The sequence below is a fragment of the Rhizobium sp. P1_E6 genome (assembly GCF_056405875.1).
Genome location: NZ_JBFUBG010000001.1, coordinates 229,247 through 244,407 on the forward strand (window position 1 = coordinate 229,247; position 15,161 = coordinate 244,407).

The window sequence follows — 15,161 nt, forward strand, 5'->3', positions numbered from 1 at the left end:
TAGGGCGCGCAAAGTACCTACCGGAGCGCGTAATCTTTCATAAACATAGGCCTCGACCGGTCTTCGGAACGTTTCTCAGGAAATTGATATTGGGGGTATCTTGCTTGAGTTGTTCAGGGCCTTTTCCTTGCGCTGCGCGCAGATCGAGGAAGCGATAAGGCTAGGGGATGATGAGCGCGTGGCCGCGCTCGACCGCGATATCCAGCCGCTGGCAGAGGCAATCCTCGCATGCAAGGCGTCCAGTCTTGTCGAAGTCTATATGCAACTTCAGTTTGTAAGCTACCTCATCGCTGAAGATGCCGATGACGGGGCTTTCGTGACGCAATATGCCGCCGTGCTCTCCTATCTGCTCGACCGCTATTTCGGCGCCCATGCGCCGGACTGGCGCGTGCCGCTGCCGGCGGATAGGAAACTTCGCCAGCCGGCCGCCTATGTTCCCGATACCGATAACGGGCAGTTCCTCAATGCGGCGATCCTGCAGACGCTGCCGGACCGCGTGGCGGTGCTGACGAAGGATTACCGCTACCTTTATTCCAATCCCGTCAACTGCGCCCATCTCGGCAAGACTGCCATGCAGCTCATCGGCCGCCATATCGTCGACTTCATCGGCCCGGAGCGTTTTGCAAACGAGGTGAAGGAAAAGCTCGACGCCTGCTTCGACGGCATGTCGGCGGATTACACCTATGCGCGGGACGAGCGGCACAATCGCTGCCGCATGGTGCCGCTGCACGACGCATCGAAGAAGGTGATCGGGGCGCTGATCACCATCCAGAATCTCGGCGCCAACGCACCGGCCCGAGCTTAGTCCTTGCTCCAGACGGCGAGTTCGTAGCCGTCCTTGTCGACGAAATGGAAGCGGCGGCCGCCGGGGAAGGGCGTGATCGGCCTGGCGATCGTGCCGCCCGCCTTCTCGACGCTTTCGAGCACGTCCTCCAGCTTCTCGGCATAGAGGATAACGAGTGGGCCGCCCGATGTGCGCACCGGGCCGAGATTGGTGAAGCCGCCTTTCAGCCTTCCATCGTCGAACTCGCAGTAGTTCTCCCCGTAATCGGTGAAGCGCCAGCCGAAGGCCGCGCCATAGAAGGCTTTTGCCGCGCCGATGTCGGCGACGTTGAACTCGACATAGTCGATGCGGCGGTCATTTTCAGCGTCGTTGTCGGCCATCTTATTTCTCCATTAGCGATCTCAGCGCCGCCAGATCCTTCTGGATATGGGCGGCATCGGCGGCAAATTGCTCGTCGGTCATGCCCGGCAGGCGCAACAGCGTGAACATCACCTCGCAGCCATCGCCATTCGGCACGATGCGCAACGCATTATAGACGCGCAGGCCGGATTCGATGGTGACGGTATGGTCGATGATGCCGAATTCGTTCGGCGGCACGAAGCTCACGCGGACGCTGCCGAGCGGGCCGTGGGCGATCCAGTCCTCGCCATCGGGTTCCAGACCGCTCGCAAGGCCGGAGGCCCAGAGCGGCATGTTCTCCGGTCTGCCGGCGAAATCATAGACATCGCGCCAGTCTCTTTTGATCGTGACGTGGACGATGCGGGTGGGCATTGTGGTCATCGGTCTGTCCTTTTGCTTTGTGCCAGACTAGCAGGCCGGCACGGACTGTCTTGAACGAAACGGTCAGCGGCCGGTCAGTTGATCGACCATGGCGGATGGCGTCAGCGTCGTCAGTTCGCCGATCTCACGGGTCATATGGGGCTGATCGGAGAAGCCGGCTTCGAGGGCGAGGCTAGCCAGCGGCAGCGCCTCATCCGCCCGGCAGAGCGCCATGAAGCGCTGCAGGCGGCGGATGCGCTCCAGCGTCTTGATGCCATAGCCGAAATGGTGGTGGGCGCGGCGGCGCAATTGCCGTTCGCCGATATCGAGCTTCTGCTGCAGATCGCCGATGCGGCCCGGCCCATGGTCAGCGGCGGCAAAGATCAGGCGAGCCTCGGGGGCCGGCTCCGCTTCTTCCCCTGCCAGTTCACTCAACAGGGTGGCGAAGAGTGAGAGGGCGGTAGCCCCATCGGGACAGTCGGACAGATGCGGTTCGAGAAGGGCAGCCTTTCGAGGCGCGAGATCGCTCAAGGGAATGGAGAGGCCGGTGATCTCCGACAGAGGCAGATTCAGCCAGGCGGCGCCGGCGCCCGGTGCAAAACGCGCGCCGATAATGCGCATCCCCGGCGTCATCGGCGGGAAGGCGGCGGTGCGGTCCGGTCCCACAACGAAGAGGCGGCCGTCTGCGAAAAGCAGGTCGCAATAACCATCAGGGACGATGGCGACCGGGCTCGCTGTGCGAATTTCATGCGACCAGAGGCAGCGGAAATGCGGTGCGAGTACCGGTGAGGGCGCATATTCGCGGTAGCGGCCGGCTCTCTTTGCGAGCAGCGGCTTGATATCGCTCTGCCTTGCCGCGGTAGCAGTCATTCAGGCCTCCCAAACCTATGCATATGGTGCTTCCGTGGCCATTCGAAAAGCCTGTTCCGACAGCCTTTTTTCGATCCGAATCGCGGTCTTCGACCTTGCCGTTTGGGCGAGAGAGTGCCACAACATCGCACCATTTCACTCATCGGAGGTTTGTCGTGGAAAAGGCAGAAATCGGACTGATCGGCCTTGCCGTCATGGGGTCCAACCTGGCGCTCAACATTGCAGAAAAGGGCAACAAGATCGCGGTCTTCAACCGCACCCCTGAAAAAACGGATGAGTTCTACGAGAGCGCTGGTGATCTGAAGAAGCAGATCATTCCCTGCAAGACGATCGAGGAGTTCGTCGATGCAATCCGCCCGCCGCGTCCGATCATCATCATGATCAAGGCCGGCGAGCCGGTCGACCAGCAGATGGAGGCACTGCGCCCGCATCTGGAAAAGAACGACATCATGATCGATGCCGGCAACGCCAACTTCCGCGACACCGTCGCCCGCTTCGACCGCCTCAAGGATACCGGCCTGACCTTTATCGGCATGGGTGTTTCCGGTGGTGAGGAAGGTGCCCGCCACGGCCCGTCGATCATGGTCGGCGGCAAGGAAGAGTCCTGGAAGCGTGTCGAAAAGGTGCTGACCTCGATTGCCGCCAAGTACGACGGCGATCCGTGCGTTGCCTGGCTCGGCAATGACGGCGCCGGCCATTTCGTCAAGACGATCCATAACGGTATCGAATATGCCGACATGCAGATGATTGCCGAAATCTACGGCATCCTGCGCGACGGCCTCGGCAAGAGCGCGTCGGAAATCTCCGGCATCTTCGGCGAGTGGAACAAGGGCCGTCTGAACTCCTACCTCATCGAAATCTCCGAGAAGGTTCTGGCCGCGCAGGACCCGATCTCCAAGACGCCGATGGTCGACATGATCCTCGACAAGGCCGGCCAGAAGGGTACCGGCAAGTGGTCGGCAATCGAAGCGCAGAACATGGGCATTCCGGCAACCGGTATCGAAGCTGCCGTTGCCGCCCGCAGCTTGTCGTCGATGAAGGACCAGCGCGTCGCTGCTGAAAAGATCTTCGGCGATCTCGGCGCGGCCTTCCCGATCGCCTACGGTCCTGATTTCAACAAGGATCTGGAACTGGCGCTGTTTGCCGGCAAGATCGGCGCCTATGCGCAGGGCTTTGCCGTCATGGCGGAAGCTTCCAAGGAGTTCAACTGGTCGCTGCCGATGCCGACGATTGCCCGTATCTGGCGCGCCGGCTGCATCATCCGTTCGCAGTTCCTCGACGAGATCACCAAGGCGTTTACCGATGCGCCTGACGCGGCAAACCTCATCGTCACGCCGGCCTTCTCGGCCATGGTCAAGGAATCGATCCCGGCGCTTCGTCGCGTCGTGACCGCAGCATTGGCCGCCGGCCTGCCGGTTCCGGCGCTGGTCTCGGCGCTCAGCTATTTCGACGCCTACCGCCAGGGCCGCGGCACTGCCAACCTGATCCAGGCGCAGCGCGACTTCTTCGGCGCCCACGGCTTCGACCGCCTCGACGGCAAGGATTTCCACCACGGCCCCTGGGGCAGCGGTGCATCGACCTTCTGAGGTTTGCGAAAATAGAGTTGAAAGCCCGGCCATTGCGCCGGGCTTTTTGTTATCCTGCCGCGAAGCGGGTGATTGCAATCGGGAGGTCCATATTATGCTCCACCATGCATCTTTCGGGGTGGCCGATATCGAACGAGCCGCGCGGTTCTATGATGCCGCCCTCGGCGCGCTTGGCTATATCCGCGTCTGGGAGGATCTGCGCCCCGGTGAGGCCGGACAGGCCGTCGGCTATGGTGTGCCCGGCGGCGGCGATAAGCTGGCGATCAAATCGATCGAGGCGGGGCAGGGTGCGCCGGGTGCGGGCTTCCATCTGGCCTTTGCCGCGCCGGATCGGCAGTCGATCATTGATTTTCATGCCGCAGCGCTTTCCCAGGGTGGCGTCGATAACGGTGCGCCGGGGCTAAGACAGCATTACGGGCCGAATTACTTTGCTGCCTTTGTCATCGATCCCGATGGGTATCGTATCGAGGCGGTTTTCAATCAGGTGGAATGAGGCTGGCGGGCCGATTGGAATAGCGTTGAGCGGACGTATATCCGGTATGCCTCAGTTCACGTTGTGATGTGGAATACCCCGCCAGACATTCGAACGACGCTGCACAACACTCACACAAGCTCGCCGCCGCATTTAGGTTGAGGCCGACCTGCCGGACCGAGGGACCATCATGCGATCCATTTCCACCTTCCTCATCGCCTTCTGCCTCGGCATCCTCTTCACCGCATCAGCAGAAGCCGCGGGCTTCGATTGCGCCAAGGCAGCCAGCGCCGACGAAAAGATCGTCTGCGGCGATACTCAGCTTTCCCACCTCGACGATGTCTTCAATGCCGGCTATGGCGCGGCACGGAAGACAGCTCCCGATGAGGATGATGTCGTCCACGCGGCCCGTAATTTCCTGGCCGACCGGCATGATTGCGGTAGCGACCGGGCCTGTATCCTCAGTGCCTATCTCGCCATTCTCTGGAAAATCTCGCCGGACAAAAGCAGCTTCATGCGGGGCATCTCCGCGAAGTCGCTGACGGGCGGCAAGCAGCCCGGGACTTCGGACATCCCGACAAAGGCCGGGCAATGCGCTGCAACCACGATCCTGGCGGTGCATCCGCGCGTCGAGAGTGGCGACGCACCCGCGACCGATGAGGATTTTGGCAATGGCACGGGCATCGATTATGCCAATGACGGCTACCAGGTCTCGTATAGCCGCGAGGAGATGCTGATCCGCTCAAAGCCCGGCGATCCCGTCGCCCTATGCCTGGTCGAGATTGATCGCGACTGCGAGCCGGATGAGGGTGGCCGGCTTTTCCTCGTCACCAATGGCAGGACGAAGGAAAGCTGGATACTGCCCGATGCGCAGCACAAGTGCGGGGGCTGAACGGGTTTCCGTATCTCGTAGCGCGCCGCCGATTCTGGAAGGGCAGGGCCAGGATCTAATGGCTGACGGCGAGCAAGCGCCGTCTGGACTTATTTTGGCAGGAGGTAAAATGATCAAGGCATCCATCGACCATGCGGCGCTGGCCCGGCAAATCGCTGACATCGCCACGCTGGAGGGCGAATTCGTGCTCCGTTCCGGCCAGGTGTCGCACCGCTATTTCGACAAATACCGCTTCGAAGGCACGCCGGCCCTCCTGAAGCCGTTGGCGCAGGCAATGGCCGCCCTTCTGCCTGCGGATACCGATATCATCGCCGGGCTGGAACTCGGCGGCGTTCCGCTCGCGACCGCGATCTCGCTGGAGACAGGCCTGCCCGCCGCCTTCATCCGCAAGGAGGCCAAGACCTACGGCACCTGCCGGGCGATCGAGGGCCAGGATGTGACAGGCCGCCGCGTGACCTTCATCGAGGATGTGATCAGCACCGGCGGGGCGGTGGCGGACGCTTGGCGGATGGCGATCGACGAGAAGGCGGAGGTGCTTGGTGTCGTCTGCGCGATCTGGCGCGGCGAGGGTGCAGCGCGGATCGAAGGAGTGCCGGGGCTTGCGGTGTTTCCGGTGTTTACGCGGGCGGATCTGGAGAATGCGCGGTAGACAATGTGTTTCCCGGTTCCGCCATGTGTCAGTTGCGGTCGTTGCGATAGGCTCTAAACTGCCTGATGGTAAAACAGTCCGGGTTGTTGGCAGCGAGCATGGTGCGTTTGAACGGTCGGAATATCGAGCTGCGGCCGGCGTCTTTCGGTGACGTCGATGCCCGCCTGTCTCTCGGAAACCCTGCAGAGATTGTCGAGATGTTCGGCATTGGCCAGGACGATGTGAAGCCGCTGACCAGGGATGGAGCCATTCGCTGGGTTCAAAATCTCATCGATCATCCGAATGCCTGGATCATCGCCTTTCAAGGCCGGCTGATCGGCGATATCCGGCTGGACAGGCTCAATGTCATCGATCGCCGCGCCTTGATGGCAATCGGCATCTACGATCCGCAATTGCTGGGAAAAGGGCTGGGGAGCGAGGCTATTTGCCTCGTCCTGCACCATGCTTTCACGGAGTTGCGGCTGCACCGGATCGGGATAAGGGTACTTGCCTACAACACGCGGGCGATCCGGGCCTATGAGAAATGCGGCTTCACGATCGAAGGCAGGGAGCGGGAAGCCGCCTTTGTGAACGGTGTGTGGCACGACGACATGATGATGGGGTTGCTGGAGACGGATTTTCCGGCGCAGGCATAGACTGGTGCTTCTCGTGGATGCTATCCCGCAGGAAAGCTCCTACCGCCCTGCCGGCCATTCCGGCTTGCTGATGCTCTGTAGCAGCTCCGCATCCACGCCATCGATCCGCGCGATCACCTGTTTCGCCATCTCGCGGCCGGCGTGGCGGACGTCTTCGTAGGCGGTGATGATCTCCGGGCGGATCCAGTTGAGGATCGGGGCGGATTGTTTGGAGACGAGGTCGACGTCGTGGCCGAGGCGTTTGCCGGCGGCTTCGATGCCGGCGTTGACGGCGATGGTGGCGCTGCCGGCCGACGAGACGATACCGTCGGGCGCGCCGGGCGAAAGCATCAGCTGCTCCACGGCGTCACGGATTTCGGCGAGCGGGGCATCGATGTTGACACGCAGCGGCACTTCCTCGGCGCCGTAGTCATGCAGACCAGTCTGAAAGCCGATGCGGGTATGGGTATAATAGGTAAGCTTGCTCGGCGGCTGCAGCAGGGCGATGCGCTTGCGGCCGCGCTGGACGAGCTTCTGCACGGACTGATGGGCGTAAGCCTCGTTGTCGAAATCGTGATAGGGATGCGCGAGGCCGCCATCCGTGCGGCCGTGGGTGGTAAAGGGCATGCCGCTTTCGGCCAGCAGGCGCACGCGCGGATCGTCAGGCTCGACGCGCGAAATGATGACACCATCTGCGGAGCCGGTATCGAGGATATAGCGCACCGGCAGCATGGGATCCTTGCTGTGCGAATGCGGGGTGACGACGATATGGTATGGCGTGCCGGTCAGCACCTCGGAAATGCCGAAGACCATCTGGCTGGAAAAGCCCATGATCTCCTCGTCGATGCTGAGCACGAGGGCAATGACGTTCGTCTTGCCGGTTCTCAGGCGCACGCCGGCCCTGTTCGGCTGGTAACCGAGTTGACGGGCAACCATACGCACCCGTTCCTTCGTTTCAGCGCCAATATCCGGTGCATCTTTCAGCGCCCGCGACACGGTCGTCACGCCGAGGCCCGTCATGAAGGCGATCGTCTTCAGTGTCGGGCGCTCACGCTGAACGGAACCGGATGCCGCTCCGCCGAAATTTCCGTTGTTTTCCATCCCTCTAGGCCCGCCTCACGCGATTTGCTTCGCCTTATAGAGGCTTTTTGGCGCACTGTAAGTATGCCGCCGCTCAAAAAGCTCTCCTCCCTGAGTAGGGCAATCTGTAACGATACAGTAGAAATGTCGAGCCCTTTTTCTGATCAACGTTGCGGAGTGGTTCTCTCTGGTTGAATCCGCTGTTCGTCCCGTGTTTTTTTGCGACCGCGAAATGGTGAAAAGCCGAAATTGTCAGATTAATTAAAAATTAAATAGCAAAATCAGATATATATCGACATGCCGCACTTGCGAAACCGCTTGCTTACGCTCTTCTCATAGCGCAATGGCGGAACCGAAGAATGCTCTTATAAGCTGTAATAACGTCAGTCACAGAAAATTTTACGAGCGGGCGGTTGCGCGGATAAATCGATTGCTCTAAGTTTTTCCGGCAACGTTTCAGTGAGGGAGGAGAACTCATGAAAATCCGTATGATGGCGGCCGTGCTTGCCGCTACCGTAGCCATTCCGTTCGGCGCCGCCAATGCGACCGATCTCGAAGTCACCCATTGGTGGACTTCGGGCGGTGAAGCTGCCGCTGTGGCGGAGCTGGCAAAGGCTTTCGATGCCACCGGTAACCACTGGGTGGACGGCGCAATCGCCGGTTCCGGCAGCACCGCACGTCCGATCATGATCAGCCGCATCACCGGCGGCGACCCGATGGGTGCCACCCAGTTCAACCACGGCCGTCAGGCCGAGGAACTCGTCCAGGCCGGCCTCATGAAGGACCTGACCGATGTGGCGACCGCAGGCAAGTGGAAGGAAATCATCCGTCCGTCGACCCTGCTCGATTCCTGCACGATCGACGGCAAGATCTATTGCGCACCCGTCAACATCCATTCCTGGCAGTGGCTGTGGCTGTCGAATGCCGCCTTCCAGAAGGCCGGCGTTGCGGTTCCGAAGAACTGGGATGAATTCGTCGCTGCCGCTCCGGCCCTGGAAAAGGCCGGGATCGTTCCTCTTGCGGTCGGCGGTCAGGGCTGGCAGGCAAGCGGCGCCTTCAACGTTCTGATGATCGCTATCGGCGGCAAGGACAACTACCTGAAGGTCTTCAAGGACAAGGATGCCACACTGGCTGCCGGCCCCGAGATCGCCAAGGTCTTCAAGGCTGCCGACGATGCACGGCGCATGTCCAAGGGCAGCAACGTGCAGGACTGGAACCAGGCCACCAACCTCGTCATCACCGGCAAGGCCGGCGGCCAGATCATGGGTGACTGGGCGCAGGGCGAATTCCAGGTTGCCAAGCAGGTTGCCGGCAAGGACTATACCTGCCTTCCTGGCCTCGGCGTGAATGAGATCATCTCGACCAGCGGCGACGCCTTCTACTTCCCGCTCCAGAAGGATGCCGAGAAGGCGAAGGCTCAGGATGTGCTTGCCGCCACACTTCTCGATCCGAAGACCCAGGTTGCCTTCAATCTGAAGAAGGGCTCGCTGCCGGTTCGCGGCGACGTCGATATCTCGGCCGCCAACGACTGCATGAAGAAGGGTCTCGATATTCTCGCCAAGGGCAATATCGTCACAAGCTCCGATCAGCTCGTATCGCCCGATACGACAAAGCAGATCGAAGACCTCTTCGCCGAGTTCTTCGCCAATACCACGATGACGCCCGACGCAGCGCAGAAGCGCTTCGCCGACATCATCGCCGCCGCCGACTGATCCTCGGTCCTCAAGCCCATCAGGTCCGGTCCTGCGTGTTGCAGGGCCGGATCGCGCCGCCGGATCTCTGATCCCCTGCGGCGACGGCACGTCACACCGGCTGCGGTCGCGCCAAGACCGCATGGCGGTTGCGGCAGAGACGGGAAGGGCGGTCGTCTTCGGATGGAGCCCCGGTCACCGAAGCGACTATGCTTCAGGAGGAACTCAATGACAGGTCAAGCGAAAGCAGGCCGACCGTTTAAATTGTTTCGCAATCTGAATTCGAAGATTGCCTCTATTCCCATGATCCTCACCGCCATGGTCATCTTTCTCGGTGGCACGATCTGGACGGTGTTTTATTCCTTCACCAATTCCAAGCTCCTGCCGCGATTGAACTTCGTCGGCATAGAGCAATATCAGCGTCTCTGGGCTGCCCCGCGCTGGGTCGTGTCCATCGAGAACCTGGCGATCTACGGCATTCTGTCGCTGATCTTCAGCCTGGTCATCGGTTTCATGCTGGCGGCTCTCATGGATCAGAAGATCCGTTTCGAGAACACGTTCCGCACGATCTTCCTCTATCCTTTCGCGCTATCCTTCATCGTTACCGGTCTGGTGTGGCAGTGGATCCTCAATCCGGAATTCGGTGTCCAGGCGGTCGTGCGGTCACTGGGATGGACGAGCTTCAGTTTCGATCCGCTCTATACGTCTGAAATCGTCATCTACGGCGTGCTGATCGCCGCCCTCTGGCAGGGCACCGGCCTCGTGATGTGCCTGATGCTCGCAGGGCTTCGCGGCATCGACGAGGATATCTGGAAGGCTTCCCGTGTCGACGGCATTCCCATGTGGCGGACCTATTTCTTCATCATCATTCCGATGATGCGGCCGGTCTTCATCACCACGCTCGTCATCATCGCCAGCGGCATCGTCAAGGTCTACGATCTCGTCGTCGCCCAGACCAGCGGCGGTCCGGGCATATCGTCGGAAGTGCCGGCAAAATACGTCTACGACTACATGTTCCAGGCGCAGAATCTCGGTCAGGGCTTTGCAGCTTCGACCATGATGCTGCTGACAGTGGCAATCATCGTCATTCCCTGGGCATATCTGGAATTTGGCGGAGGGCGCAAACGTGGCTGACAAGATCGCTCTCAAGGCCGTCGATGGCGGCGGCATTCCCTTCGAGAAGAAGGCGGTTTCCGGCTCGGCCGGACCAAAGCCGCGGCCGGTCGTTTCGGGCCGCAACATCATTGTCTACGGCACGCTTTTCGTGGCCGCGGTCTATTACATGATCCCGCTTTACGTGATGGTCGTCACCTCGCTAAAGGGGATGCCGGAGATCCGGCTCGGCAACATCTTTGCGCCGCCGATAGAAATCACCTTCGAACCCTGGGTCAAGGCCTGGGCGACGGCCTGCACCGGCCTCAACTGCGACGGTCTTTCGCGCGGTTTCTGGAACTCGGTCCGCATCACCGTTCCCTCGGTCATCGTCTCCATCGCGATCGCCTCGGTCAATGGCTATGCGCTGGCGAACTGGCGCTTCAAGGGATCGGAATTCTTCTTCTCTGTTCTCATCATCGGCGCCTTCATTCCCTATCAGGTAATGATCTATCCGATCGTCATCATCCTGCGCGAAATCGGCATCTACGGGTCGCTCACGGGGCTCGTCATCGTGCATTCGATCTTCGGCATGCCGATCCTGACACTGCTCTTCCGCAACTACTTCGTGTCTCTGCCGGAGGAACTCTTCAAGGCGGCGCGCGTCGACGGGGCGGGCTTCTGGCAGATCTTCCTGCAGATCATGTTGCCGATGTCGCTGCCGATCTTCGTCGTCGCGATGATCCTGCAGGTGACCGGCATCTGGAACGACTTCCTGTTCGGCGTGGTCTTCACCCGGCCGGATACCTATCCAATGACCGTGCAGCTCAACAACATCGTCAATTCCGTCCAGGGAGTGAAGGAATACAACGTCAACATGGCGGCAACGATCCTCACGGGACTTGTACCGCTCGTCGTCTATTTCGTGTCGGGACGGCTTTTCGTCCGTGGCATCGCCGCTGGCGCAGTGAAGGGTTGATCCCATGAACATGAATGCAAGTGTTTCCATCAAGGACCTGTCGCTGAACTTCGGTGCGGTCAGCGTGCTCAAGGATCTGAACCTCGACATCAACGACGGCGAATTCCTGGTGCTGCTCGGCTCGTCCGGCTGCGGCAAGTCGACCTTGCTGAACTGCATCGCCGGGTTGCTCGACGCCTCGGAAGGGCAGATCTTCATCAAGGGCAAAAATGTCACCTGGGAAGAGCCGAAGGACCGCGGCATCGGCATGGTCTTCCAGTCCTATGCGCTTTATCCGCAGATGACCGTTGAAAAGAACCTCTCCTTCGGCCTTCGCGTCGCCAAGGTGCCGCAGGTCGAGATCGACAAGCGGGTGGCGCGTGCCTCCGAGATCCTGCAGATCCAGCCGCTTCTAAAGCGCAAGCCGGCTGAGCTTTCCGGTGGTCAGCGTCAGCGTGTGGCGATCGGTCGTGCCCTGGTGCGCGATGTCGACGTCTTCCTCTTCGACGAGCCGCTGTCGAACCTCGACGCCAAGCTGCGATCGGAACTGCGCGTCGAAATCAAGCGCCTGCACCAGTCGCTCAAGAATACCATGATCTACGTCACGCACGACCAGATCGAGGCACTGACGCTCGCCGACCGTATCGCCATCATGAAGAGCGGTATTATCCAGCAGCTCGACGATCCGACGACGATCTACAACAGGCCGCGCAATCTCTTCGTTGCCGGCTTCATCGGCTCGCCGTCGATGAACTTCCTGCGCGGCGAACTGGTCAAATCAGGCGACGGTATCGCCTTTACCGCCAACGGCGTGAATTTCTCGCTTGCCGCTTATGATGGCTACGAGAAGCTGCAGCCGGGCCGCAAGGTGGTGCTCGGCGTTCGCCCCGAACACATCAAGGTCAACGAGAATGCCGGTGGCGAAGAGCATGACGCCACCGTCGATATCGAGGAACCGATGGGCGCGGACAATCTTCTGTGGCTGAAACATGCCGGTCACACGATGTCGGTACGCATCAACGGTGCGCGCCGCTTCAGCGTCGGCAGCAAGGTCAAGCTCAGCTTCGACATGTCGCTCGCCTCGGTCTTCGATGCCGAAAGCGAGTTGCGCCTCTAGAAAGTTCTGCGGGCGGTGCCGAAAACGGCGCCGCCCGGTCCTCCAATCGGCCGTCAGGCCAGCCAAATTCGGCCGCGGTCCGGCTTGTCCGGCATTCCCAGGAGCGGCCCGATCAGGATAAGACTATGACATCCTTGCCGAAGAACGGTTTCAACATCGAGCTTTCGGGTTCGTGGCAGCTTGCCTCCGCCGATGGCGAGATCCGCAGCGTCATCACGCTGCCGGGTGACGTACACACGGCGCTTCACAGCGCGGGGCTGATCCCCGATCCYTATTTCGGCCGCAACGAGGAGAAGGTGCAGTGGGTTGCCCAGCGCGAATGGGTGGTCGAGCGCAGCTTCACGCTTCCTGATGCCGAGGGCGACTGGTATCTCGACATCGACTATCTCGACACGGTCGCAAGCGTTCATGTCAACGGCTTCCTGGCGCTCGAGGCCGATAACAGCTTCCGGCGCTACCGGCCGGATGTTTCCAGCATGCTGAAGAAGGGCGAAAACACGATCCGCATCGTTTTTGCCTCCAACGTCGCTGTCGGTGCTGCGCGGCAGAAGCAGCAGCCCTTTTACATTCCCTATAGCACGGGCAACTCGCCGATTCCTGACGGCAACATGCTGCGCAAGCCGCAGTGCCATTTCGGCTGGGACTGGAATATCGCCATTGCTCCGCTCGGCCTTTACGGCACGATCGCACTGAAGAAGCTGGAGACGGCGCGCATCGAGCATGTGCTGACGCGCCAGACGCATAATGCCGATGGCTCCGTCGAGCTGCAGGTCACGGCGTCGCTGTTTGCCAGGGATCCGGGCATCGCTCAGATCTATTTCGATCTCGACGGCGAGCGCGTGCGGCTCGATGTCGGCGTCAATGCCGGTGAGACCCACGTCAACCATGTCTTCCAGATCGACAATCCGCGCCTCTGGTGGCCGTCCGGCAGCGGCGAGCAGGCGCTCTACACGCTTTCGGTCGAACTGCCCTCGGAGAGTGTGACGAAGCAGATCGGCCTTCGCACCATCGAGCTCATCACCACGCCTGATGCCGCCGGCAGCCGTTTCGCCTTCAAGGTCAATGGCCGTGAAATCTTCTGCCGCGGCGCCAACTGGATCCCGGCCGATGCGCTTTTCTCGCTGTCCTCTGAGGAGAAGACCGAGGACCTGCTGGTCTCGGCCAAGGCCGCCAACATGAACATGATCCGTGTCTGGGGCGGCGGCTTCTACGAGCACGACTGGTTCTATGACATCTGCGACCGGCTCGGCCTGATGGTCTGGCAGGACTTCATGTTTGCCTGCAACCTCTATCCCTCGACCGAGGATTTCCTCGAGAATGTCGCGGTCGAAGTGGATTACCAGGTCCGCCGGCTCTCCTCGCATGCTTCGATCGCACTCTGGTGCGGCGACAACGAGCTCGTCGGCGCGCTCACCTGGTTCGAGGAGTCCCGTAGGGATCGTGACCGCTATCTCGTCTCCTACGATCGCCTGAACCGCACGATCGAACAGGCGGTGAAGAAGGCGATGYCCGGCGCCCTCTGGTGGCCGTCGAGCCCGGCTTCCGGTTATCTCGATTTCGGCGATGCCTGGCATGCCGATGGTTCCGGCGACATGCATTACTGGTCGGTCTGGCACGAGAACAAGTCGTTCGATAATTACCGCTCGGTGCGGCCGCGCTTCTGCTCGGAATTCGGCTTCCAGTCCTATACGTCGCTGCCTGTCATCAAGACCTATGCTGATGCCAAGGACATGAACGTGGCGTCGCCCGTCATGGAGCTGCATCAGAAGAATGCCGGCGGCAACGAGCGCATTGCCGGCACGATGTTCCGCTACTTCCGCTTCCCCAAGGATTTCCCGAATTTCGTCTATCTCAGCCAGATCCAGCAGGGTCTGGCGATCAAGACGGCGGTGGAATACTGGCGCTCGCTGAAGCCCCATTGCATGGGCACGATCTACTGGCAGCTCAACGACACCTGGCCGGTCGCTTCCTGGTCGAGCCTCGATTACGGCGGCCGCTGGAAGGCGATGCACTATCTCGTCAAGCGCTTCTTCCAGCCGGTGGCAGTGGCGGCAATCCCCTCTGACGACGGCAAGTCGATCCGCTTCTCGCTGGTCAACGACACGCTTGCCGATGTCAGCGTCGATCTGTCGATCTCGATCCTKACGATGAAGGGCGAGCGCAAGAACCTTAGGAATGTGCAGGCCATGTGCGCGCCCGATGCGGCCTGCACTGCCGCGACGCTCGACATGTCCGAGATCCCCGAGGGCACGCTGCTCGCCTGGCGCTTCACCGCGTCCAACGGCATGGGCGGCGAGGGGCATCATGTCAACGGCACCTACAAGGCGCTGGAACTGGAGCCGGCGGGTCTTTCCGTCATCCGCGAATTCGTCGAGGAGAACGGCTCGATCGACCTTGACGTCACCGCCAATGGCCTGGCGCTCTTCGTGATGATCGAGACTGACACCGATGGCAAATATTCCGACAATGCCTTCGACCTTGCGGCCGGCGAAAGCCGCCGCATCACCTTTACCCCGGCCAAGCCGCTCGAAAAGGGCGAACTGCCGGAATTCCGCTTCTATGACCTGCATTCCTGCCAGTCGGCAGATTGATCTTAC

The 15,161-nt window shown here is 60.7% G+C and carries 15 protein-coding genes; 11 read left to right on the forward strand and 4 right to left on the reverse strand.

The annotated features are described in order from the left end of the window. Positions 1 to 100: 100 nt before the first annotated feature. Positions 101 to 805 (forward strand): PAS domain-containing protein, encoded by a 705-nt coding sequence (locus tag AC1D35_RS01100; protein WP_477938174.1) that lies wholly within the window; start codon positions 101 to 103, stop codon positions 803 to 805. On the opposite strand, the gene AC1D35_RS01105 is transcribed toward AC1D35_RS01100, so the two are convergent. The 3 genes from AC1D35_RS01105 to AC1D35_RS01115 all read right to left on the reverse strand — a co-directional run bounded on the left by AC1D35_RS01105 (position 802) and on the right by AC1D35_RS01115 (position 2,413). Beyond that, the gene (locus AC1D35_RS01105; RefSeq protein ID WP_113299343.1) at positions 802 to 1,164 is read right to left on the reverse strand and encodes a VOC family protein; all 363 of its coding nucleotides are present in this window, start codon (positions 1,162 to 1,164) and stop codon (positions 802 to 804) included. The two genes, AC1D35_RS01100 and AC1D35_RS01105, sit on opposite strands and share 4 nt — an antisense overlap. A 1-nt stretch (position 1,165) precedes the next feature. After that, positions 1,166 to 1,564: an SRPBCC family protein gene (locus AC1D35_RS01110; protein ID WP_113311114.1), complete on the reverse strand. Its 399-nt coding sequence runs from the start codon at positions 1,562 to 1,564 to the stop codon at positions 1,166 to 1,168. A gap of 63 nt (positions 1,565 to 1,627) precedes the next feature. Beyond that, the gene (locus tag AC1D35_RS01115; protein ID WP_113299341.1) at positions 1,628 to 2,413 is read right to left on the reverse strand and encodes a helix-turn-helix domain-containing protein; all 786 of its coding nucleotides are present in this window, start codon (positions 2,411 to 2,413) and stop codon (positions 1,628 to 1,630) included. Positions 2,414 to 2,568: 155 nt separating this feature from the next. On the opposite strand from AC1D35_RS01115, the gene gndA reads away from it, so the two are divergent. The 5 genes from gndA to AC1D35_RS01140 all read left to right on the forward strand — a co-directional run bounded on the left by gndA (position 2,569) and on the right by AC1D35_RS01140 (position 6,647). Continuing rightward, the gene (gene gndA, locus AC1D35_RS01120; protein WP_113299340.1) at positions 2,569 to 3,999 is read left to right on the forward strand and encodes an NADP-dependent phosphogluconate dehydrogenase; all 1,431 of its coding nucleotides are present in this window, start codon (positions 2,569 to 2,571) and stop codon (positions 3,997 to 3,999) included. A 94-nt stretch (positions 4,000 to 4,093) separates the two neighbouring features. Further along, positions 4,094 to 4,492: a VOC family protein gene (locus AC1D35_RS01125; protein ID WP_113299339.1), complete on the forward strand. Its 399-nt coding sequence runs from the start codon at positions 4,094 to 4,096 to the stop codon at positions 4,490 to 4,492. 169 nt (positions 4,493 to 4,661) lie between these two features. Beyond that, positions 4,662 to 5,363: a lysozyme inhibitor LprI family protein gene (locus tag AC1D35_RS01130; RefSeq protein ID WP_113311112.1), complete on the forward strand. Its 702-nt coding sequence runs from the start codon at positions 4,662 to 4,664 to the stop codon at positions 5,361 to 5,363. A 109-nt stretch (positions 5,364 to 5,472) separates the two neighbouring features. Further along, positions 5,473 to 6,012, forward strand: coding sequence for an orotate phosphoribosyltransferase (gene pyrE, locus AC1D35_RS01135; RefSeq protein WP_477938175.1), 540 nt, complete (start codon positions 5,473 to 5,475; stop codon positions 6,010 to 6,012). Between the two features lie 98 nt (positions 6,013 to 6,110). Continuing rightward, positions 6,111 to 6,647 (forward strand): GNAT family N-acetyltransferase, encoded by a 537-nt coding sequence (locus AC1D35_RS01140; protein ID WP_113311111.1) that lies wholly within the window; start codon positions 6,111 to 6,113, stop codon positions 6,645 to 6,647. Positions 6,648 to 6,686: 39 nt separating this feature from the next. Here AC1D35_RS01140 and AC1D35_RS01145 read toward each other — a convergent pair whose 3' ends face one another. Continuing rightward, entirely contained in the window at positions 6,687 to 7,727 is a 1,041-nt protein-coding gene (locus AC1D35_RS01145) for a LacI family transcriptional regulator (RefSeq protein WP_113299335.1), read from the reverse strand. 455 nt (positions 7,728 to 8,182) lie between these two features. Here AC1D35_RS01145 and AC1D35_RS01150 point away from each other — a divergent pair, with 455 nt between their 5' ends. From AC1D35_RS01150 to AC1D35_RS01170, 5 genes are all read left to right on the forward strand, one after another. After that, a complete protein-coding gene (locus AC1D35_RS01150) occupies positions 8,183 to 9,418 on the forward strand; it encodes an ABC transporter substrate-binding protein (protein ID WP_113299334.1) in 1,236 nt (411 codons plus the stop codon). A 207-nt stretch (positions 9,419 to 9,625) separates the two neighbouring features. Continuing rightward, positions 9,626 to 10,531, forward strand: coding sequence for a carbohydrate ABC transporter permease (locus tag AC1D35_RS01155; RefSeq protein WP_113299333.1), 906 nt, complete (start codon positions 9,626 to 9,628; stop codon positions 10,529 to 10,531). 4 nt (positions 10,532 to 10,535) lie between these two features. Continuing rightward, entirely contained in the window at positions 10,536 to 11,468 is a 933-nt protein-coding gene (locus AC1D35_RS01160) for a carbohydrate ABC transporter permease (RefSeq protein ID WP_113311177.1), read from the forward strand. Between the two features lie 4 nt (positions 11,469 to 11,472). After that, complete coding sequence (locus AC1D35_RS01165; RefSeq protein ID WP_477832114.1) at positions 11,473 to 12,564, forward strand: ABC transporter ATP-binding protein; 1,092 nt, start codon at positions 11,473 to 11,475, stop codon at positions 12,562 to 12,564. Positions 12,565 to 12,689: 125 nt separating this feature from the next. Further along, the gene (locus tag AC1D35_RS01170) at positions 12,690 to 15,155 is read left to right on the forward strand and encodes a beta-mannosidase (protein WP_477938176.1); all 2,466 of its coding nucleotides are present in this window, start codon (positions 12,690 to 12,692) and stop codon (positions 15,153 to 15,155) included. The last annotated feature ends 6 nt before the right edge of the window (positions 15,156 to 15,161 follow it).